Origin of the sequence: Reyranella sp. (assembly GCF_965229815.1) — a bacterium.
Classification (GTDB): domain Bacteria; phylum Pseudomonadota; class Alphaproteobacteria; order Reyranellales; family Reyranellaceae; genus Reyranella.
This window is the reverse complement of the sequence record NZ_CBDDJN010000002.1, coordinates 473754-494229: the sequence shown is the minus strand read 5'-3', so window position 1 is coordinate 494229 and position 20476 is coordinate 473754. Positions and strand designations below refer to the sequence as shown.

23 protein-coding genes are annotated in these 20476 nt (G+C 70.4%); 10 read left to right on the top strand and 13 right to left on the bottom strand.

What is annotated here, in order from left to right; translation table 11 throughout:
- Positions 1-7 precede the first annotated feature (7 nt).
- From trmD to ffh, 4 genes are read right to left on the bottom strand one after another with little or no spacing between them, the layout of a single operon-like run.
- Entirely contained in the window at positions 8-691 is a 684-nt protein-coding gene (gene trmD / locus ACO073_RS02870) for a tRNA (guanosine(37)-N1)-methyltransferase TrmD (protein WP_421997382.1), read from the bottom strand.
- Positions 692-733: 42 nt separating this feature from the next.
- Complete coding sequence (gene rimM / locus ACO073_RS02865; protein ID WP_421995071.1) at positions 734-1267, bottom strand: ribosome maturation factor RimM; 534 nt, start codon at positions 1265-1267, stop codon at positions 734-736.
- A gap of 7 nt (positions 1268-1274) precedes the next feature.
- Complete coding sequence (rpsP, locus tag ACO073_RS02860) at positions 1275-1664, bottom strand: 30S ribosomal protein S16 (RefSeq protein WP_421995069.1); 390 nt, start codon at positions 1662-1664, stop codon at positions 1275-1277.
- Between the two features lie 18 nt (positions 1665-1682).
- On the bottom strand, positions 1683-3083 hold the full coding sequence (ffh, locus tag ACO073_RS02855; protein WP_421995067.1) for a signal recognition particle protein: 1401 nt from the start codon (positions 3081-3083) through the stop codon (positions 1683-1685).
- A gap of 167 nt (positions 3084-3250) precedes the next feature.
- Between ffh and ACO073_RS02850 the strand changes: the two genes are divergently transcribed.
- Positions 3251-3889 (top strand): CPBP family intramembrane glutamic endopeptidase, encoded by a 639-nt coding sequence (locus ACO073_RS02850; protein WP_421995065.1) that lies wholly within the window; start codon positions 3251-3253, stop codon positions 3887-3889.
- 27 nt (positions 3890-3916) lie between these two features.
- Here ACO073_RS02850 and ACO073_RS02845 read toward each other — a convergent pair whose 3' ends face one another.
- The gene (locus ACO073_RS02845) at positions 3917-4519 is read right to left on the bottom strand and encodes a 2-hydroxychromene-2-carboxylate isomerase (protein ID WP_421995063.1); all 603 of its coding nucleotides are present in this window, start codon (positions 4517-4519) and stop codon (positions 3917-3919) included.
- A gap of 71 nt (positions 4520-4590) precedes the next feature.
- Here ACO073_RS02845 and ACO073_RS02840 point away from each other — a divergent pair, with 71 nt between their 5' ends.
- The 4 genes from ACO073_RS02840 to ACO073_RS02825 are packed head-to-tail and all read left to right on the top strand — an operon-like array spanning position 4591 to position 8110.
- On the top strand, positions 4591-5475 hold the full coding sequence (locus ACO073_RS02840; RefSeq protein WP_421995061.1) for a hypothetical protein: 885 nt from the start codon (positions 4591-4593) through the stop codon (positions 5473-5475).
- Between the two features lie 5 nt (positions 5476-5480).
- Entirely contained in the window at positions 5481-6329 is an 849-nt protein-coding gene (dapF, locus tag ACO073_RS02835) for a diaminopimelate epimerase (RefSeq protein ID WP_421995059.1), read from the top strand.
- A gap of 9 nt (positions 6330-6338) precedes the next feature.
- Positions 6339-7517: a signal recognition particle-docking protein FtsY gene (gene ftsY / locus ACO073_RS02830; RefSeq protein ID WP_421995057.1), complete on the top strand. Its 1179-nt coding sequence runs from the start codon at positions 6339-6341 to the stop codon at positions 7515-7517.
- The gene (locus tag ACO073_RS02825; protein ID WP_421995055.1) at positions 7514-8110 is read left to right on the top strand and encodes a septation protein A; all 597 of its coding nucleotides are present in this window, start codon (positions 7514-7516) and stop codon (positions 8108-8110) included. Before ftsY ends, ACO073_RS02825 begins: the two co-directional genes overlap by 4 nt.
- A gap of 57 nt (positions 8111-8167) precedes the next feature.
- Here ACO073_RS02825 and ACO073_RS02820 read toward each other — a convergent pair whose 3' ends face one another.
- The 5 genes from ACO073_RS02820 to hemC all read right to left on the bottom strand — a co-directional run bounded on the left by ACO073_RS02820 (position 8168) and on the right by hemC (position 12624).
- Complete coding sequence (locus tag ACO073_RS02820; protein ID WP_421995053.1) at positions 8168-9502, bottom strand: Rieske 2Fe-2S domain-containing protein; 1335 nt, start codon at positions 9500-9502, stop codon at positions 8168-8170.
- A gap of 64 nt (positions 9503-9566) precedes the next feature.
- Positions 9567-10169, bottom strand: a complete 603-nt coding sequence (locus ACO073_RS02815; RefSeq protein ID WP_421995051.1) for an NUDIX hydrolase — start codon at positions 10167-10169, stop codon at positions 9567-9569.
- A 10-nt stretch (positions 10170-10179) separates the two neighbouring features.
- The gene (locus ACO073_RS02810; RefSeq protein ID WP_421995049.1) at positions 10180-11385 is read right to left on the bottom strand and encodes a phosphoglycerate kinase; all 1206 of its coding nucleotides are present in this window, start codon (positions 11383-11385) and stop codon (positions 10180-10182) included.
- A 27-nt stretch (positions 11386-11412) separates the two neighbouring features.
- Complete coding sequence (locus ACO073_RS02805) at positions 11413-11640, bottom strand: sulfurtransferase TusA family protein (RefSeq protein ID WP_421995047.1); 228 nt, start codon at positions 11638-11640, stop codon at positions 11413-11415.
- 57 nt (positions 11641-11697) lie between these two features.
- On the bottom strand, positions 11698-12624 hold the full coding sequence (gene hemC / locus ACO073_RS02800) for a hydroxymethylbilane synthase (protein WP_421995045.1): 927 nt from the start codon (positions 12622-12624) through the stop codon (positions 11698-11700).
- Positions 12625-12670: 46 nt separating this feature from the next.
- Here hemC and tsaD point away from each other — a divergent pair, with 46 nt between their 5' ends.
- The 5 genes from tsaD to ACO073_RS02775 are packed head-to-tail and all read left to right on the top strand — an operon-like array spanning position 12671 to position 16637.
- Complete coding sequence (tsaD, locus tag ACO073_RS02795; RefSeq protein ID WP_421995043.1) at positions 12671-13708, top strand: tRNA (adenosine(37)-N6)-threonylcarbamoyltransferase complex transferase subunit TsaD; 1038 nt, start codon at positions 12671-12673, stop codon at positions 13706-13708.
- A gap of 9 nt (positions 13709-13717) precedes the next feature.
- Positions 13718-14338, top strand: coding sequence for a TIGR02466 family protein (locus ACO073_RS02790; RefSeq protein WP_421995041.1), 621 nt, complete (start codon positions 13718-13720; stop codon positions 14336-14338).
- Between the two features lie 7 nt (positions 14339-14345).
- Complete coding sequence (locus ACO073_RS02785) at positions 14346-15335, top strand: NAD(P)H-dependent glycerol-3-phosphate dehydrogenase (protein ID WP_421995039.1); 990 nt, start codon at positions 14346-14348, stop codon at positions 15333-15335.
- Positions 15336-15366: 31 nt separating this feature from the next.
- On the top strand, positions 15367-15780 hold the full coding sequence (locus tag ACO073_RS02780; protein WP_421995037.1) for an EVE domain-containing protein: 414 nt from the start codon (positions 15367-15369) through the stop codon (positions 15778-15780).
- Entirely contained in the window at positions 15777-16637 is an 861-nt protein-coding gene (locus tag ACO073_RS02775) for a DMT family transporter (RefSeq protein ID WP_421995035.1), read from the top strand. Before ACO073_RS02780 ends, ACO073_RS02775 begins: the two co-directional genes overlap by 4 nt.
- A gap of 65 nt (positions 16638-16702) precedes the next feature.
- Here ACO073_RS02775 and ACO073_RS02770 read toward each other — a convergent pair whose 3' ends face one another.
- From ACO073_RS02770 to ACO073_RS02760, 3 genes are all read right to left on the bottom strand, one after another.
- Positions 16703-16891, bottom strand: a complete 189-nt coding sequence (locus ACO073_RS02770) for a hypothetical protein (protein ID WP_421995033.1) — start codon at positions 16889-16891, stop codon at positions 16703-16705.
- Positions 16892-17027: 136 nt separating this feature from the next.
- Entirely contained in the window at positions 17028-19142 is a 2115-nt protein-coding gene (locus tag ACO073_RS02765) for a peptidase domain-containing ABC transporter (RefSeq protein ID WP_421995031.1), read from the bottom strand.
- A gap of 13 nt (positions 19143-19155) precedes the next feature.
- The gene (locus tag ACO073_RS02760) at positions 19156-20343 is read right to left on the bottom strand and encodes an HlyD family secretion protein (RefSeq protein ID WP_421995029.1); all 1188 of its coding nucleotides are present in this window, start codon (positions 20341-20343) and stop codon (positions 19156-19158) included.
- Between the last annotated feature and the right edge of the window lie 133 nt (positions 20344-20476).

Here is a 20476-nt window from a genome sequence, read left to right as displayed (position 1 = left end):
CCTTTCGTCACTTCTCTTCGTCCGTCCTCGCGGCCTGCCGCCGGGCCCACAGGTCGGGCCGGCGCCGTCGCGTGATCTCTTCCCGTTGCTGCCGCCGCCACGCCGCCACCTTTCCGTGGTTGCCCGAGACCAGAATCTCCGGCACCCGCCGTTCGATCCCGTCGGGTCCCGTCCAGCTCGCGGGCCTCGTGTAGTGCGGATACTCCAGCAGTCCGTCCTCGAAACTCTCCTCGTTCGCCGATGACGGCTCGCCCATCACCCCGGGCAGCAGCCGCACGCAGCTATCGATCACCGCCATGGCCGCGATCTCGCCGCCCGAGAGCACGAAATCGCCGACCGCAACCTCCTCCAGCGCCTGGGCCTCGATGACCCGCTCGTCGACGCCTTCGAACCGCCCGCACACCACGACCACGCCCGGTCCCGCCGCCAGCGCCCGAGCCCGGGCCTGGGAGAACGGGACGCCGCGCGGCGACATCAGCAGCCTCGGGGCGCCCGGAGGCGCTGCCGCCTCGATCGCCGCCGACAGCACGTCGGCCTTCATCACCATGCCGGCTCCGCCGCCGAACGGCGCGTCATCCACCGTGCCATGGCGATCCCTGGCGAACCGCCTGATGTCGACGGCGTCCAGCGACCACACGCCCTCCTTCAACGCCTTGCCGGCCAGGCTGATGCCCAGCGGGCCGGGAAACATCTCCGGAAAGATCGTCAGCGCCGTCGCGCGCCACACGTGCCTTCACGCCTCCTTCTCGCTCGCCACCGCCAGCACGCCCGCCGGCGGATCGACCACCACCTTGCCGCCCTCGACGTCGACCTCGGGCACCGCCTCGTCGTTGAACGGCAGCATCACCGACTGGCGTGACGCCGTGCCGCCCGAGACCTCCATCGTCCGTCCGCCGCCGAAATCGTGGAAGGCGATCACCTTGCCCCAATCCCGGCCGTCCGATCCGACGGCAGGCAGACCGACCAGGTCCGCCTCGTACCACTCCCGCTCGCCCGTCGCCGGCAACAGGCCGCGCTCCACGTAGAGTCGCAGCCCGCGTATCGCCTCGGCCGCCGTTCGATCGGCTACGCCCTCGATCCGGGCCAGCACCGCACCCTTGGCCGTGCTCAGTGCCTCGACCCGGTACCGCGTCTTCCCCGCCTCGTCCGACAGCGCGCCGTAGGAGGCGATCGCCATCGGGTCCTCGGTGAAGCTCCTGATGCGCACCAGCCCGCGCACGCCGTGCGGCGCGGCGACGATGCCCAGCAGGACGCGGCCCTTGCTCACCACAGGCTCAGCCGGCGGCGGCTTCCGTCGTCTCGCCGCCCTCGGAGGCCCCGGCGCCCGCCGCCGCGGCGGCGGCAGCGGCCTTGAGACGCTCCTGCGCCTTGGCGCGCGGCTGCGGCTTGCGGGTCTGGTCGCGCCGCTCGCGCGGCTTCATCATCTCGGCCTCGGCAAGGAACTTGGCCACCCGGTCCGACGGCCGCGCGCCGACCTGCAGCCAGTGCGCCAGACGCTCCTTGTCGAGCGTCACGCGCTGGGCGTGCTCGCGCGGCAGCAGCGGATTGTAGGTGCCGACCTTCTCGATGAAGCGGCCATCGCGCGGGCTGCGCGAATCGGCCACGACGATGTGGAAGAACGGCCGCTTCTTGGCGCCGTGGCGGGACATTCGGATCGCTAGCATTCCTTCTCCTTCGAAAAATCAGCGCGGAAAGCCGGGCGGCGGCATCATGCCGCCGAGGCTGCGCATCAATCCCTTTTCTCCAAGCTTGTTGACGCGTTTCATCATCTTGAGCATGTCGGCGTGCTGCTTGAGCAGCTTGTTGACGTCCTGGACGGCCACGCCCGATCCCTTGGCGATGCGCTTCTTGCGCGAGGCATGGATCAGGTCGGGGTTGCGCCGCTCGCGCGGCGTCATCGACAGGATCATCGCTTCCTGCCGCTTCAGCTGCTTCTCGTCGATCTTGGACTTGGACATCGCCGCCTTGGCCTGCATCGCGCCCGGCAGCATGCCCATCAGGCCCGACAGGCCGCCCATCTTGCGCAGCTGCCGGAGCTGGCTCAGCAGGTCGTCCATGTCGAACTGGCCCTTGCGGACCTTGGCCGCGAGCTTCTCGGCGTCTTCCTTCTCGATCGTTTCGGCGGCGCGCTCGACCAGCGAGACGATGTCGCCCATGCCCAGGATGCGGCTGGCGATGCGGTCGGGATGGAACGGCTCCAGCGCGTCGAACTTCTCGCCGACGCCGATCAGCTTGACCGGCCGGCCGGTGACCGCGCGCATCGACAGCGCCGCGCCGCCGCGGGCGTCGCCATCGACGCGGGTCAGCACGATGCCGGTGACGGCGAGCCGGTCGTTGAAGGCCTTGGCGACGTTGACCGCGTCCTGGCCGGTCATGGCGTCGGCGACGAGCAGCGTCTCCTTGGGCTGGGCGAGGGCGCTGATGTCGGCGACCTCCTTCATCAGCTCCTCGTCGATCGACAGCCGGCCCGCGGTGTCGAGGATCAGCACGTCGAAGCCTTCGCGCCGCGCCGTCTCGAGCGCCCGGCGCGTGATGGCGAGCGGCATCTCGAGCGGCACGATCGGCAGCGTCGGCACGCCGGTCTGCTCGCCGAGGATCTTGAGCTGCTGCTGCGCGGCCGGGCGGCGGGTGTCGAGCGAGGCCATCAGGACCTTGCGCTTGACCGAGAAGCTGCCGCCGAACTCGGCCGCCATGCCCTGCGGGCCCTGGCTCAGCCGGTAGCCGATCTTGGCCGAGGAGGTCGTCTTGCCCGAGCCCTGCAGGCCGACCATCAGGATCACGACCGGCGGGATGGCGTTGAGGTCGAGGTCGGCGACGGTGCCGCCCAGCATCTCGACCAGGTGGTCGTTGACGATCTTGACGACCATCTGGCCCGGCGTGACCGAGCGGATGACGTCGGTGCCGACCGCCTTGGGGCGCACCGTGTCGATGAACTGGCGGACCACCGGGAGCGCGACGTCGGCTTCGAGCAGTGCCGTCCGCACCTCGCGCAGGGCCAGGTCGACGTCGGCTTCCGACAGCGCACCGCGCCCGCGAAGCCGGTCGAACACATCACCCAGACGTTTGCTCAGACCCTCGAACATGTCGCTCCGTTCACCCAAGCACCGATCGCGCCGATGCGCGAACCTTCGCGGATCAGCGGAGCTCCTCCGACCGGGAGGAACCTTGAATCGGCAGGACCGATTGGACGGGCGGGGTATAAGGCCTGTCCGGCGAGGAGTCAAAAGGCTTGGTGACCGATCCTAGTACGTTGAAATACCACGATATTCCCCTCATCCGGTGGTGGAATCTCGGGCTCTTCCTGGTCGTCGCGGCCGCGCTTTTCGTGCCTGCGGTCTGGTGGGCGGGGCCTTCCGGCATGCTGGCGGCGCTCGGGGCCTTCTTCGCCGCGGGCCTGGTGGCGGTGGCCGTTTCCATGGCGCCGATGGGCTGGGCGGCCCTGCCGGCGCTCGGCTTCCGCCGGGCCGGCTGGCGCCCGATCGTGCTGGGAACGCTCGGCACGGCCGCCCTGTCGATCGGGGTCAGCCATCTCGGTATCGAACCCCAGGGCATGAAGCAGGCGATGGAGATCGCCCAGGAGCCGGAGCGCCTGCTGGTGAGCCTGGTCGTCCTGGCGGGCCTCGCGCCGCTGGTCGAGGAACTGGTCTTCCGCGGCCTGCTCTATGGCTGGGTGGCGGGCCGCTGGGGCTCGATCGCCGCCTGGGTGGTGAGCTCGCTCGCCTTCGCCGCCGCCCATGTCGAGCCGGCGCACGCCATCCTCGTCCTGCCGCTCGGCCTGTGGTTCGGCTGGCTGCGGCGGCGCACCGGGTCGCTGTGGCCGTCGCTGGTGGCCCATGCCTGCAACAACGGGCTCGCGGTCGGGGCCGCGGTGCTGCTCGGATCGGGTTGAGGTTCGGGCCGCGAGCTTGCGCTCGACCTAAGCCGCGAGCTTGCGCTCGACGAAGTCCAGCCGGTCCTGGCCCCAGAAGATCTCGCCGTCGATGACGAAGGACGGCGCGCCGAACACGCCCTTTTCGATGGCGGCCTTGGTGTATTCCTCGCGCTTCCCCGCCATCTCCGGCGCTTCGCCGGCCTTGGTCACGGCATCGGCGTCGAGGCCGCAGCCCGCGATGATGGCGCGCAGGGTCGCGGGATCGCCGGTGTCCTTCTCGTCCACCCACAGCGCATGCAGGACGGCGTGGGCGAGCTTGATGGCATCGGCCATGCGCCCCTGCTCGCGCAGCGCGATCACGCAGCGGGCCGCCGGCACCTCGTTGGCGGGAAAGAATCTCGGTTCCAGCGTCAGCGGCACGCCGACCTGATCGCGCCAGCGCTTCAGCTCCATCATGCGATAGGCTTGGCGCTGCGGCGCGCGCTTGGGCAGCGGCAGCCCGCCCGACACCGCGAACACCGATCCGAAGTCGACCGGCCAGATCGTGACGTCGGCGCCGTGCTTCTTCGCCATCGCCTCGAAGCGCTTCGAGCCGAGATAGGTCCAGGGCGAGTTCAGCGAGACGTAGTAGTCGACGTGCTTGGGCATGGTTCCCTCCGGGCGCCGACTGTGGCCGATTGGCAGGCGACAGCAAAGGGTCGATCCGCCATCCTGCCCTCGTGGCGGAACGCACCATCGCGATCACCGGCGGCGATGCCGGCTATTTCGACCTGATGAAGGACTGCATCGGCTCGCTGCGCGCGACGCAAGAGGGTGCCGCGCTGTCCATGGGCGTTCTCGATTGCGGCCTGACGGACGAGCAGCGCGCCTGGTGCCGCGAGCGCGGTGCGACGCTGGTCGTGCCTGGCTGGGACTTCGAGTTCCCCGGCCGCGACCGGCTGAAGGACGGCTACAAGGCGCTCACCGCGCGTCCGTTCCTGCCGCGCTACTTCCCCGGTTACGACCTCTACCTCTGGATCGACGGCGACTGCTGGGTCCAACAAGGCGACGCGCTCGATCTCTTCCAGCGGGCGGCCTGCACCGGTGCGCTGGCGGTCGCGCCCGAGATCCATCGCTCGATGCGCCACTACCGCCACGCCTGGGGCGAGTTCTCCTCGATCAACGGCGCCGCCTACGAAGCCTGCTTCGACCGGGAGACGGCCGAGCGGCTGATCCGCTATCCGCTGATCAACGCCGGCGTATTCGCACTCAGGGCCGATGCGCCGCACTGGGCCGGCTGGGCCGACGTCATGGGCGAGGCGCTGCGGCGCTCGGCGAACATGACCGACCAGATCGCGCTTAACGTGCTGGTCTACGACCGCGGCTTCGCCTGCGAGCCGCTGCCCAGCCGCTGCAACTGGCCGGTTCATCACGCCACGCCGGCCTGGGACGCCGCGCGCGGCCTGTTCGTCGAGCCCGCCATGCCCTACGAACCGCTCGGCATCCTGCATCTCACGATCTACACCAAGCGGTTGGCGACGCTCGACGTGCGCGAGGTGGGCGGCGCGCATGCCGGCCAGGTCCGGCAGCGCGCGTTGCGCTGGCCCGGGCGAACGGCCATATAGCCCGCATGGCCGGGACGCCGTTCCTCAAGATGCACGGGCTGGGCAACGACTTCGTCGTGCTCGATGCGCGGTTGGCCGCGCTCGACCTGACGCCGGAGCGTCGCCGTACCATCGCCGACCGGCGGCTGGGCGTCGGCTGCGATCAGCTGATCGTGCTCGAGCCGCCGAGCGACCGCGACGCCGACGTCTTCATGCGCATCTACAATCCCGACGGCGGCGAGGCCGGGGCCTGCGGCAACGCCACCCGCTGCGTCGCCTCGATGGTGATGGACGAGCGCCGGACCGACCACGTCACGGTGCAGACCGTCGCCGGGCTCCTCGAGTCGCAGAAGGCCGGCATGGGCAGCAACGGCCTGCCGGTGATCTCGGTCGACATGGGACCGGCGCGGCTCGACTGGCGCGAGATCCCGGTCCGCGACGCGTGCGACACCAACCACCTGCCGGTCGCCCTGGGGCCGCTCAGCGATCCCGTCGGGACGAGCATGGGCAATCCGCACGCGACCTTCTTCGTCGACGATGCCGAGGCGATCCCGCTCGCCGAGCTTGGCCCGCGGCTGGAGAACGATCCCTTCTTTCCCGAACGCGCCAACATCGGCGTCGCCCAGCTTCTCGCGCCGGACCGGCTCAGGCTGCGCGTCTGGGAGCGCGGCGCCGGCATCACCCTCGCCTGCGGCTCGGGCGCCTGCGCGGCCGTCGTGGCGGCGAGCCGGCGCGGTCTCGTGCAGCGCAGGGCCGACGTCGTGCTGGAGGGCGGCACGCTCACCATCGAGTGGCTGCGCGACGGCCATGTGCTGATGACCGGCGGCATCGCGGTTGCCTTCAAGGGCGAGCTCGACCGCTCGCTGCTCGCGTGAGGTGATGCGGTGAGCGATCCCTCCAAGCCCGAGGACGGAAAGGCCGAGGCGGACGCCCCCAAGAAGGGCTGGTTCGCGCGCTGGCGCTCGCGCGGCGATGCTGCGGTGCCTGAGCCGGCCACCGAGCCGGAGTCCGACCCGCCGCCTGCCCCCGAACCGGAACCGGAGCCCGCTTCCGTCGCGCCCGAGTCCATCGAGGCCACAGCCAGCGTCCCCGACGTCGAGGTCGCGACGGTCGAGGAGACGGAAGAGCCCGAGAAGGAAGCCGGGAAGAAGGGCTGGCTGTCGCGGCTGCGCGAGGGACTGTCGAAGTCGACCAGGCGCGTCACCGAGAGCATCACCGGCCTCTTCACCAAGAAGAAGCTCGATCAGCAGACGCTGGACGAGCTCGAGGATGCGCTGATCCAGGCCGATCTCGGCGTCGCCGTGGCGGCACGGCTGGTCGGCAAGCTCGGCAAGGAGCGCTTCGGCCGCGAGGTCACGGACGAAGAGGTGCGGGCCGCCTTCGCCGACGACATCGCCGAGATCCTGGCGCCGGTCGCGGTGCCGCTGGCGATCGATCCCGGCCATCGGCCGCATGTCGTTCTGGTGATCGGCGTCAACGGCAGCGGCAAGACCACGACGATCGCCAAGCTCGCCAACCTCTACAAGGGCGAGGGCCGCTCGGTGATGCTGGCCGCGGGCGACACGTTCCGCGCCGCCGCCGTCGAGCAGCTCAAGGTCTGGGGCGATCGCGCCGGGGTGCCGGTCGTGTCGCGCAACACCGGCGCCGACGCCGCCGGTCTCGCCTACGAGGCGCTGGAGCGGGCGCGCGCCGAAGGTTGCGACGTGCTCCTGATCGACACGGCCGGGCGGCTGCACAACAAGGCCAACCTGATGGACGAGCTGGCCAAGATCGTGCGCGTGATCCGCAAGCTCGATCCCACCGCGCCGCATTCCTGCCTGCTGGTGCTCGACGCCACCACCGGCCAGAACGCCCATGCGCAGGTCGAGACCTTCAAGACCATGTCGCCGGTCGATGCGCTGGTGCTGACCAAGCTCGACGGCAGCGCCAAGGGCGGCGTCCTGGTGGCGCTGGCCGAGAAGTTCAAGCTGCCGGTCGTGGCGATCGGTGTCGGCGAGGGCATCGACGACCTGCGGCCGTTCGAGGCGCGGGCCTTCGCCCGGGGATTGATGGGGCTGCCATGAGCGAGAACGCGCAACCCGAACACGGCATGCGCCGCTTCTACGCGACCGCGCTGGAGCTCGGGCCGCTGCTCCTGTTCTTCGTCGCCAACAGCCGCTGGGGCATCTTCGTCGGCACCGGCGTGTTCATCGCGGCCACGGCGGTGGCGCTGCCCTGCTATCGCTGGCTGGAGAAGCGCTGGCCGGTCATGCCGCTGGTCGGCGGCTTCTTCGTGCTGGTGTTCGGCGGGCTCACGATCTGGCTTCAGGACGACACGTTCATCAAGCTGAAGCCCACCATCGTGAACTGCCTGTTCGGCGTCATCCTGGGCGGCGGTCTGCTGCTGTTCGACCGGCCGCTGTTGAAGCCGATCTTCGGCACCGCCTTCCGCCTGACCGACGAGGGCTGGCGCAAGCTCACCGTGCGCTGGGCGCTGTTCTTCTTCGTCCTCGCCGCCGTCAACGAGGTGATGTGGCGGTTCTTCTCCACCGACACCTGGATCGCCAGCAAGATGCTGCTGAGCTTCCCGCTGACGCTGGTCTTCGCCTTCCTGCAGATCCCGCTGCTGCGGCGCTACTGGGACGGTGACGACAATCCCTTCGCCCCGGGCGGCTGAGAGTGGAAGCGGGGGCTTGACCCCGCGCCCTCCCGCCGCGAGGTGCCGTCGTCGCGGCTATTCGGCCGCCAGCGGCAGCCGGTTCCTGTCCAGCAGGCCGAGCGGGCTCCTCGCAGTCTTGAGCCTTTCGGCGTAGGCATCGAGCCAGTCCTGCTCGACGGGCGCCACGAACGCGCCGCCGCGCGCGCCGAGGTAGATGTCGGGATTGTCGACGGTGGCCGGCACCTTCTTCGCATTCATCAGGTCCTGGGCGGCCTGCAGCAGCCGCTTGCGCGTGATGGCGATCATGCGGTCCGACGGCGCGAGATGCTCGAGCGAGCGGTCGACGATCTCGCCCATGCATTCGACCGCGGCCTGGTCCTGGCGGCCGATGCCCTGGATGCCGGTGTAGTTGACGGTCTTCTGCATGTCGCGGTCGATGAAGTAGTCGTTGTCGCGGCGCGCGACGAGGCGATGCCGGCCGTACCAGTCGCTGGTGTTGGGCAGGAATTCCATGTCGGGTGCCAGGCCGGGAATCCAGTCGCCGTTCTTCAGCGTCTCCAGCGGGCGGGTCTTCTGCTTCCAGGCCAGGTTGTAGGTCATGGTGTGCGTGTCATCCATGGGCACGTTCAGGGTGCACGCTACCTGGTCCTCGAACGAGCCGTTGGGCGTGAGCGTGATGAACGGGAACATGAAGTGCGCGAACCGGTAGTAGTACTGGCCGGTCTCGGCCGGCCGGTAGGCCGCATACATCGTGCCCCACTCGGTCTCGGTCGATTTGTACTCGGGCGCCCGGTCGCCGACGCCCCACTTGTGGATCGTGTCGGACGCCACGTCCTCCATCTTCAGCCCGCCGATATGCAGGAAGCCGAAGTGCGACGTGTCGATGTCGCCTTCCAGCGACTGGAACCAGTTGCACTCGCGCTGGTGGACGCGCGTGAAGCGCTCCTCCTCGGGCAGCATCAGGATCTCGATGTTGGGGAGCGGCGGCACGTCCCGGCGCTGGCCCATGTAGGTCCAGACGATGCCGGCGCGCTCCACGACCCTGTAGGCCTTGGCTTTCACGCGCTCCCTGAAGTCCTGGGCCGGCGGCACGTTCGGCATGTCGACGCAGTTGCCGTCCACGTCGAACTTCCAGCCGTGATAGACGCAGCGCAGGCCGTTCTCCTCGTTGCGTCCGAAGAACAGCGAGGCGCAGCGGTGCGGACATCGGTGCTCCATGATGCCGACGCGGCCGGCCGTGTCGCGGAAGGCGATGAGCTGCTCGCCCAGCAGCAGGAGCCGAAGCGGCGCGGCGTCCGCTGCAAGCTCGGAGGAAAGACAGGCGGGAATCCAGTATTCCCGCATCAGGTTGCCCATGGGTGTGCCGGGTCCAACGCGCGTCAGCATCTCGTTGCTGGCAGCAGTCAGCATGGTTTCCTCCAGGATTATCAGTTCAGGTCGGTTCGAACGCTCCTCGTTGACGGGACTACGCTGATCAGACTCCCGCCGGTTTGCGCGGCGGCCACAGGCGGGCGAGCTCGCCCGACGGGTTGGAATGGGTCGCGAAATCGGCCTTGCCGCGCGACTCGTGGAAGTGGGCCAGTGCCCAGACCACGGTCGGGAAGGCGAGCTGGTCCCAGGGAATGTCCGGCCACGCGACCAGCGCCACGTCCTCGCTCTCGGGGCCGGCGGCCACGTCGGGACTCGCCAGCCGCGCCCGGTACATGATCTGCACCTGGCCGATCCGGGCGACGCTGTACATCGCGAGCAGCCGGTCGATCTCGATCGTGGCGCAGGCTTCCTCCAGCGCCTCGCGCTGCGCCGCCTGCTCGGTCGTCTCGCCGAGCTCCATGTAGCCCGCCGGCACGGTCCAGAAGCCCTTGCGCGGCTCGATCGCCCGCTTGGCGAGCAGGATGCGGTCTTCCCAGGTGCAGACCGCGCCGGCGACGATCTTGGGGTTCTGGTAGTGGATGAACTCGCAGCGGCCGCAGACCAGCCGCTCCCGGTTGTCGCCGTCGGGAATGCGCTTCTCGAAATGCTCCGGCGGGTCCCACGGCAGCCGTGGGCGCGCCGGGGTCGAGGGAGGCGGCTCGCTCATGCTCCCGGGTCTACGCCGCGCGGATCAGCGCCGCAACGCCCGGCAGCGCCTTGCCTTCCATCCACTCGAGAAAGGCACCGCCCGCGGTCGAGACGTAGGAGAACTTGTCCTCGACGCCGGCCGCGGCCAGCGCCGCCACCGTGTCGCCGCCACCCGCCACCGACAGGAGCTTGCCGGCCGCCGTCTGGTCGGCGACGGCGCGGGCCAACGCCACCGTGCCGGTGTCGAACGGCTGGATCTCGAAGGCCCCGAGCGGTCCGTTCCACACGAGCGTGGCGCAGTCGGCGACCTCCTGCTTGTAGAGCTCGATGGACTTCGGTCCGACGTCGAGGATCATCTGGTCGTCGGGGCAGGCCTTGGCGTCGACCACGCGGCTCGGCGCGCCGGCCTTGAACTCGGCGGCGACGACCACGTCGACCGGCAGCAGCACCCGGCAGTCGGCGGCCTTGGCCTTGTCGAGGATCTCCAAGGCGGTCTTGCCGAGGTCCTTTTCCGACAGCGACTTGCCGACCGCGATCCCCTGCGCTTGCATGAACGTGTTGGCCATGCCGCCGCCGATGATGAGCTTGTCGACCTTGCCGACGAGGTTGCCCAGCAGGTCGAGCTTGGTCGAGACCTTGGCGCCGCCGACGACGGCGCAGACCGGGCGCCGCGGATTGCCGAGCGCCTTGTCGAGCGCCTCGAGCTCGGCCTGCATCAGCCGGCCCGCGGCGGCCGGCAGCAGATGGGCAAGCCCCTCGGTCGAGGCGTGCGCGCGATGGGCGGCGGAGAAGGCGTCGTTCACGTAGACGTCGCCCAGCACCGACAGCTTGTCGACGAAGCCCCTGTCGTTCTTCTCCTCCTCCTTGTGGAAGCGCAGGTTCTCGAGCAGCAGGACATCGCCCGGCTTCAGCGTGCGCACCGCATCCTCGGCCAGCGGCCCGATGCAGTCCTCGGCGAAGGCGACGGGCTTGCCCAGCGCCGCGGCCAGCGGCTCGACCAGCGGCTTCAGCGACATCTCCGGGACACGCTTGCCGTCGGGACGGCCGAAATGGCTGAGGACGACCACCCGTGCGCCCTTGGCCGCGAGTTCCTTGAGGGTCGGTGCGGCCCGCTCGATCCGGGTCGCGTCCGTGACCTTGCCGGCCTTCATCGGCACGTTCAGGTCGACGCGCACCAGCACGCGCTTGCCGGCGAGGTCGATGGTATCGATCGTGTTGAAGGTCGTTTGAGGCATGAACTCTCTCTGTCTGTTGTCGTGCCGTCAGCGCTTGCGGATGACGAATATCAGGACCTCGCCGTCCCGCCGAGTCGAGACGAGCTCATGGCCGGTCTGCTTGCAGTAGGCGGGAAAGTCCTGCTCCGCCGCCGGATCGGTGGCGCGCACGGTGAGCAGCCCGCCGACGGCGAGCTCGCGCAGCTTGCGGTTGGCCCGCAACACCGGCAGGGGGCACAGCAGGCCCGTCGCATCGTATTCCAGCGTGTCGCTCATGGTCCGCCCATCCTACCTCATCGCCACGACGATGGTGGCGCCGCCCCCGAGGGCCCGTCAGGTCGCCAGGAAGCCCGGACCGCCGCGGCGCAGCAGCTCCTGTCCGGCATCGCGGCCCAGCGCCGCCGCATCGGCCGCTGCGCCGCGGCGCTCGACGGAAACGAGCTGCGAGCCGTCCGGCTTGGCGATCAGCCCGCGCAGGAACAGGCCGCTGCCGTCGAGGACGGCATGCCCCGCGATGGGCGTGCGACACGAGCCGTCGAGCACCGCCAGCATGGCGTGCTCGGCCGCGACGCAGGTCGCGGTCGCGCCATGGTCGATGGCGGCGAGCCAGTCCCGGGTCCGCGCATCGTCGATGCGGCATTCGATGCAGATCGCGCCTTGCCCGACGGCGGGCAGCATCTCATCTTCGGGCACCGGCGTGCCGACATGGCCGAGTCCCAGCCGCTTCAGTCCGGCCAGCGCCAGCAGGGTCGCCTCGACCTCGCCGCGCGCGCGCTTGGCCAGCCGCGTGTCGACGTTGCCGCGCAGCATGACCAGGGAAAGGTCGGGCCGGTGGTGCAGGAGCTGGGCGCGGCGGCGCAGCGCCGAGGTACCGACCACGGCACCTCGGCGCAGTTCCGCGATCGCCCTGACGCCGTCGCCTGCGATCAGCACGTCGCGTGCATCCTCGCGCGGCAGGAAGGCGGCGATGGCGAGGCCGGGCGGCTGGGCCGTCGGCATGTCCTTCATGCTGTGCACCGCGATGTCGATGCGGCGCGACAGCATCGCCTCCTCGATCTCCTTGACGAACAGGCCCTTGCCGCCGGCCTCCGACAGGGGCCGGTCCTGTATGGCATCGCCGGTGGTCCGGATGACCTCGATCGCGATGGCGTCCGGACCGGCCAAGGCGGGCACCGCCTGCGCCAGCGCGTCGCGCACGAGGCCGGCCTGGGTGAGCGCAAGCTTGCTGCCGCGGGTGCCGAGTTTCAGAAAAGGCGCCATGGGCGCTGCTCTAGCTTAGGTGGACCGCCGACGCTAGAAGACTGGCATGCGCGTCCTGGGCATCGAAACCAGCTGCGACGAGACGGCGGTCGCCATCGTCGAGGCGCCGCCGGGCTTCGGCCCGGTCGGGGCGATCCTCGCCAACGTCGTCTACAGCCAGGAGACCGAGCACCGCCGGTTCGGCGGCGTCGTGCCGGAGATCGCCGCGCGTGCCCATCTCGAGCGCATCGACGGGCTGGTCGAGGAAGCGCTGCGGGTCTCCTCGCTCGGCCTCGACGATCTCGACGCCATCGCCGCCACCGGCGGCCCCGGCCTGATCGGCGGCGTGATGGTGGGCGTCATGGCGGCCAAGGCGCTGGCCTTCGCGCGCGACAAGCCGTTCCTAGCGGTCAACCATCTCGAGGGCCATGCGCTCACGGTACGCCTGACCGAGCCGGTCGAGTTTCCCTACCTGCTGCTGCTGGTCTCGGGGGGCCACTGCCAGCTCCTGACGGTGCGCGGCCCCGGCGACTTCACGCGACTCGGCACCACCATCGACGATGCCGTGGGCGAGTGTTTCGACAAGACCGCCAAGCTGCTCGGGCTCGGCTTTCCCGGCGGACCGGCCGTCGAGCGCATGGCGCGCGGCGGCAATCCGGAGCGCTTCGCCCTGCCGCGGCCGATGTGGCGCAAGCCGGGCTGCGACTTCTCCTTCTCGGGCCTGAAGACGGCGGTGCGGCTGGCGGTCGAGAAGCTCGACCCCGAGGACGAAGCGGCGCGGGCCGATCTCTGCGCTTCCTTCCAGCGCACCGTCGGCGACGTACTGGCCGACCGGTGCGGCAATGCGCTCACGGCCGCGCCGTCGCCGACCCTGGTCGTGGCCGGCGGCGTCGCCGCCAACCTCTACCTGCGCGGCCGCCTCGAAGCCGTCGCGGCGCGCCACGGCGCGCGGCTGGTGGCGCCGCCGGTCAAGCTTTGTACCGACAACGGCGCCATGATCGCCTGGGCCGGCGTCGAGCGGCTGCGGCTCGGCCGCACCGATCCGCTCGACTTCAAGCCGCGACCCCGCTGGCCGCTCGACGCGGCGGCCGCCGTTCGGGTGTAGACTGCCGCCATGGAATCCCAGGTCGTCCCGCTGTTCGCCACGCCGATCGTGCTGACGGACATCCCCGATTCGCAGACGCTCGGCGCCGAGCTGCGGCGTGTCATCGCCGAGCGCCAGAAGGTTCATCCCGGCACGCAGCATTCCAACCTGGGCGGCTGGCAGTCGACCTGGGACATGGACCGCTGGGGCGGCGCGGCCGCCATCAAGCTGCTGGCCTTCGCCCGCAACATCGCCAACCGCCAGACCACCGACCGCGAGGGCAAGCCGGTCGCCATCACCTGGCGCGCCAACATGTGGGCCAACGTCAACCGCAGCGGGCACGCCAACGAGTTCCATTCCCATCCCGCGAGCTTCTGGTCCGGCGTCTACTATGTCGACGACGGCGGCATCGCCGGCGATTCGTCGCTGGGCGGCGAGCTGGAGTTCATGGATCCGCGCGGGCCGGGGCCGGCGATGTACGCGCCGAACCTCGCCTTCGCCATGCCGGGCGGCCTGTCGGTCGGGGCCAACGAGCTGGTGCGGCCGCAGGCCGGGCGGCTGGTCATGTTCCCGTCCTGGGTGCTGCACCAGGTGCGTCCCTATCGCGGCAACGCCGAGCGCATCTCGATCGCGCTGAACCTCAGCCTGTGAGGCCGCGATGAACGCGGTCGGGCGCATCGGCGTCGTCGGCGGCGGCGCCTGGGGAACCGCTCTCGCCTGCCTCGGCCGGCGGGCCGGACGCGAGGTCGCGCTGTGGTCGCGCGACCCGTCGATCGCGCAGGCGGTCGCCCGGGACCGCGCCAACCCCGTCTACCTGCCGGGCCTTTCCCTCGACGCGGGGATCGTGGCGGCGCCCGATCTCGCCGCGCTGGCCGATTGCGATGCGCTGCTGCTGGTCTGCCCGGCGCAGGCGGTGCGCGAGGTGAGCGCTCGGCTGCCCGGCCGGGCGCCGGTCGTGATCTGCGCCAAGGGTATCGAGGCCGCGAGCGGCCGGCTGATGCCAGAGGTGCTGGCCGAGACCCTGCCCGGGCGTCCGGTCGCGCTGCTCTCCGGACCGAGCTTCGCGGAGGAGGTCGTGCGCGGCCTGCCGACCGCCGTCAGCATCGCCAGCGCCGACCCCGCGCAGGGGGAAGGGCTGGCGGCCGCGCTGGCGGCCGGTGCGTTCCGCCCCTACTGGACGCACGACGTGATGGGCGTGGCGCTGGGCGGCGCCTTCAAGAACGTGCTGGCCATCGCCGCCGGCATCGTCGAGGGCAGGGGCCTCGGCTACAACGCCGCCGCCGCCCTGGTGACGCGCGGCTTCGCCGAGATGGCGCGGCTCGGCCGGGCGCTCGGCGCCGAGCTCGAGACCCTGACCGGGCTCAGCGGCCTCGGCGACCTGGTCCTGACCTGCCACGGCCCGCTGTCGCGCAACCGCTCGCTCGGTCTCGCTCTGGGCAAGGGGGCGGTGCTGGCCGACTACATGGCCGGCCGGCGGCAGGTCGTGGAGGGCGCGGCGACCGCCCCGGCGGTGCTGGCACGCGCGGCGCAGCTCGGCATCGAGATGCCCATCTGCACCGCCGTCGATGCTATCCTGCATCGCGGCGCGGACCTCGACGAGGCGATCCGCGGCCTGCTGGCGCGCCCGCTGCGGCGCGAGGGACGATAGGGCGTTTGGGCTCTGGGCGGAGGGACGTGACATGGCGCATTGGCTCATCAAGTCGGAGCCGTCGGCCTATTCCTGGGACCAGTTCGTGAAGGACAAGAAGACGTCGTGGACCGGCGTGCGCAACGCGCAGGCCGCCGCCAACCTCAAGGCGATGAAGGTCGGCGACCGCTGCTTCTTCTACCATTCCAACGAGGGCAAGGAGATCGTGGGCATCGCCGAGGTGGTGCGCACCGCCTATCCCGATCCCACCGACAAGGACGGCAAGTCGGTCACGGTCGACGTGAAGCCGGTCGGGCCGGTGAAGACGCCGGTGACGCTCGCTGCCATCAAGGCCAACCCGGCCTTCAAGGATCTCGGCCTGGTCCGCCAGTCGCGCCTGTCGGTGTCGCCCGTCGGCGACGCCCACTGGAAGCTCCTGACGAAGATGGCCGGCGCCAAGGAGTGATCGACAATACCCGCGGCATCCTCGCGATGTCCGCGTCGGTCGTCGTCTTCATCTTCAACGACGCGCTGATCAAGCTCGCCGCCGAGAGCGTGCCGGCGGTGCAGGCGATCGGCGTGCGCGGCCTGTTCGCGACGCTGTGGTGCGCGCTCGCCCTGCTGGCGACCGGCGCCTGGCGGCACATCGCCTGGGCCGCCCATCCGCGGATCGTGCTGCGCGGCGTGCTCGAGGCCGGAGCCGCCATCGTCTACCTGGTGGCGCTGTTCCACATCCCCTTCGCCATCGCCACCGCGGTCAACCTCGCGACGCCGCTGATCCTGACCGTCCTCGCCGTGCTGATCCTGGGCGAGGACGTGCGCTGGCGGCGCTGGCTGGCGGTGATCGCCGGCTTCGTCGGGGTGCTGCTGGTGATCCAGCCGCACCCCGGCGACCTCAACGCCTGGACCTGGGTGGCCCTGGTCGGAACGGTCATCGGCGCGTTCCGCGACGTCATCGCCCGCTTCCTGCCGGTCGGCGTGCCGACGCTGGTCGTGTCCTTCACGACGGCGCTGATCGTCGCCGTGGTCGGCTGCGGCTGGGCGGTCGTCGAGGGCTGGCAGCCGATGGGCGGGCGCGCCGTCGGCTTCATCGCGGCGTCGTCGCTGCTGCTGGCCGCCGGCTATCAGTTCCTGGTGCTGGCGCTGCGCTCGGGCGGCGAGGTCTCGGTGATGGGTGCGTTCCGCTACGCCTCGATCCTGTGGGCGCTCGGCATCGGCTACGTGGTGTGGGGCGAGGTGCCCGACGCGCTGGCCATGGCCGGGATCGCCGTCATCGTCGGCTCGGGCCTCTACATCCTCCACCGCGAGCGGGTCCGTCGCTGATCTCCACAAAGAGAAACGGCGCCGTCCGGGGACGGCGCCGTTGCGGGGGGAACGTCGGGGCCGGTCTAGCGCTTGAGGAGGGCCGCCAGGCTGGACGAGGTCATCGACGGCACGGACACCGAGGCGGTGAAGCTGGCGGCCGTCGGACGGCTCAGCGAAATTGCCGTCGTCTGGTACATGCTGGCCGCCGTCTTGATGCCGCCGACCACGGCCTGGGTCTCGTTGATGCTCAGCTCGATGAACTTGTTTTCCATGATGCTCTCCTGTCCTTGGCACCGCGGCCGGCGGGATTGCCGTCCGTCGATGTGATGAGGATACGGGCGCCCGGTTTCCCGCCGATTGCGCGATCACCGATGTTGGTTTCGCGTGTTGCTCGGGCGGTTCTCTCGATCAGCCCTTGAGCAGCCGGACGTTGGCGGAATCCAATGTCCTGCTCCTGTCGTTGCCGCGGCCGAGCTCGATGACGCGATCGGCGAGCGCGATGGTCTGCGGCCGGTGTGCGACGTGGATGCGGGTGATCGGCAGCGTCAGCAGCATCTCGTTGATCCGCCTCTCCAGCTCGACGTCGAGGTTGGCCGTTCCCTCGTCGATCACCAGGATGCGCGGCCGGCGATAGAGGGCGCGGGCGAGCAGCACGCGCTGGCGCTGGCCGGCCGACAGGGTGCTGCCGAGGCTGCCGATCACCGTGCGGTAGCCCATCGGCATGCGCATGATCTCGTCGTGGATGCAGGCCAGCCGGGCGCATTCGGCGACGAACTGCGGGTCGGCGCCTTCCTCGAAGAAGCAGATGTTCTGCAGGATCGAGCCGGTCAGGAGCGTGTCGTCCTGCATGACGGTGGCGACCTGGCGGCGGTAGGCGCGTTCGCCGAACGCCGGCAGGGCGGCGCCGTCGACCCGCACCTCGCCCGAGGTCGGCTCGAACAGGCCGAGCAGGATCTTGACCAGGGTGGTCTTGCCGCAGCCCGACGGGCCGGTGATGGCGACGCATTCGCCGGCCTCGATCCTGAGCGACAGGTCGTTCAGCACGAACGGCTCGGTGGCAGCGTAGCGGAAGCTGACGCGGTCGAGCTCGATCTCGCCCGCGATCGGCGGCCGCTCGCCGACCTGGCGGGAATAGGTTCCTTCCTGGTCGGTCATCGCGATGTCGGACAGGCGATCGAGGTGCAGCCGCAGCAGGCGGAAGGCGACGGCCTTCTCGACGATGTGGGCGCCCGCCGTCATGAACTGCGACTTGTAGGCCAGGATGGCGTAGAGCACGCCGATGGTGAGGTCGCCCCGGATCGCCAGCCAGGCCGCCACGGCGACGAAGGCCACCTGCTCCAGCATCACGATGGTCTCGCGCAGCGACTTGAAGGCGGCTTCCAGGCGCTGCTGCGCGGCACGGCTGTGCACGGCCTCGGCCATGCGGCTGACGAACTGGCCCTCGCGCTCGATCTCGGCGTTGAACAGCTTGATGGCCTGCGTCGAGCGGATGCTCTCGATCAGGTGCGTGGTGCAGGCGGCCTCGGCACGCACCACGTCCTCGCCGCGCCGGAACAGCGGCAGGTAGAAGCCGACGCGCAGGGAGGCGTAGAGCGCCAGCGCGGCCACCGCCACGCCGGCCAGCAGCGGGCTGATGACGAGCATGAGGACCAGGGTGGCGATCGCGAGCACGCCGTCGATCACGGCCAGCAGCAGGCCTTCGGCCAGCAGCGACCGGATCGGCTCCAGCGAGTGGAAGCGCGAGACGATGTCGCCGTCGTCGCGCCTGGCGAAGAACGACTGGGGAAGGCGCAGCAGGTGGGCGAACAGGCGGCTCGACAAAGCGAGATCGAGGCGGCTCTGCACGTAGACCAGCACGGTCGAGCGGGCGAGCTCGGTGACCATGCGGAACAGCGCCACGATCGCGAAGCCGCCGGCCAGCGCCAGCAACAGGTCGGTGTCGCCGCTCGGGATCACGTTGTCGACGGCGGTCTGCATGTACCAGGGGGCGAGCAGCAGGAGGGCCTCGAGGAAAACCGACAGCACGACGACCTGCACGCCCTGCCCGCCGAGGCCGCCGACGCCGCGGAACAGGGTGCCGAGCGGCAGCCGGCGCTCCTGGCGGATCGGCCTGAAGGCCTCGTTGGGCGAGAATTCCATGGCGACACCGGTGAAGTGCTCGCCGACCTGGCGGAGCGACAGGCGTATCGCGCCGCGCGCCGGATCGTGGATCACCGCGCCGCGCCGGCCGACCGACTTCAGTACGACGAAATGGTTCATGTCCCAGTGCAGGATGGCCGGCAGCCGGAGCCGGCCGAGATCGGCGGGTTCGAGTCGCAGCGCCCGGGCGTTGAGCGAGAACTGTTCGGCCAGGGTCGCCAGCGACTGCAGGCTGGTGCCGTTCCCCGAGGCCGTCTGGTGGAGACGCAGGGACACGAGGTCGATCTGGTGGCCGTGCCAGCCCGCGATCATGGCGAGGCAGGCGTGGCCGCATTCGGTGGTCTCGGCCTGGCGGATCAGGGGAAGGGTGCGGAAACTGAACATCGTCTGCCTCCCGTCAGCGCTGTGCCACGCCGAACACGCTCTCGCCCACCCAGGCCAGGATGGGCCGGCGATCGACCTGGATGGTGGCGGAGAGCAGCATGTCGGGGCGGAGATGGGCCTCGCGGTCGCCGCCCACGGCGACCTGCTGGCGCTCGATGGCGACATCGAGCACGTAGGCCGGCTCTGCCATCCTGACCGGAGAGATCCGCTCGATCTCCCGCGGCAGGAGCACGGAGTTGGCGACCTCCTCGATGCGACCCTTGAAGGTGCCGTACTTCTGGTAGGGGAAGGCGTCGTAGCGGATCGCGACGTCCTGCCCGGCATGGACCTTGCCGATGGCGCGCGTCGGCACGAACAGGCGGGCGCGCAGCGCGGCGCCCTCGGGCACGATGGTGGCGATCAGCATGCCGCTGTCGACGCCGGCGCCGGCCAGCGCGGGAATGGCGGCGATGCGGCCGGCGACCGGCGCGCGCACCACAGTGGCGCGGCGCGCCTCCAGCTCGATCAGGCGCTGCTGCACGTTGGCCAGCGCCTCGCGCAGGCCGCGATGGCGGTCGTTCGCGATCATCGGCAGCTGCTCGAGCGCGATGCGCGACAAGGCGAGCTGCGCCCGCTTGGCGGCGATCTCGCGCTCGGTTGCCTGCAGCGAGACGCGCTGGCCGAGGGCGCTCATCTCGCGGCGCTGCAGCTCGTCGGCCGATATCGTGCCCTTCGCCGCGAGATCGCGGATGCGGTCCGCGTAGCGCTGGGCGAGCTTCGACTGCTCCTCCTGGACGGCGACGCTGCGCGCCAGCATCGCGATGTCGCCGGCGAGCTCGTCGATCGTGGTCTGCAGCCGACGCTCCTCCGACAGGCGCCAGTCGCGGTCGCGGGCGATCTGCAGCTCGAGGTCCTGGCGCTGGCTGTCGAGCTGCCGGGCGATCTCGGCCTCGGCGCTGGCGCCGGAGGTGGTGGCATGGTCGGACTGCAGGGTGACGATGGCGTCGCCGCGTCCGACGAGCTGGCCGTCCTTGACATGGATGGCGCTGACGATGCCCTGGCGGGGCGCGCGGACTCGGGCGACGCCGCCCGCCGGCTCGAGATAGCCCGCGGCGGTCTCGATCCGCGGCACGGCGCCGCGGACCAGCAGGAAGCCGCCGACCGCGAAGACGACGGCCAGGCCCGCAACGATGAGCAAGGTGAAGGCGGGGGCCCGGGGCATCAGCCCGCGGGAAGCCAGGAGCTCCCAGGTGCGCTCGGCGACTTCAGGCCGGAAGAGGGGCCGCGCGGGCTCCCGAGGCTTGTCCGACGGCGGCATGACCGGTCCCCCTGCGATCTTCGAGGCTCACAGGATG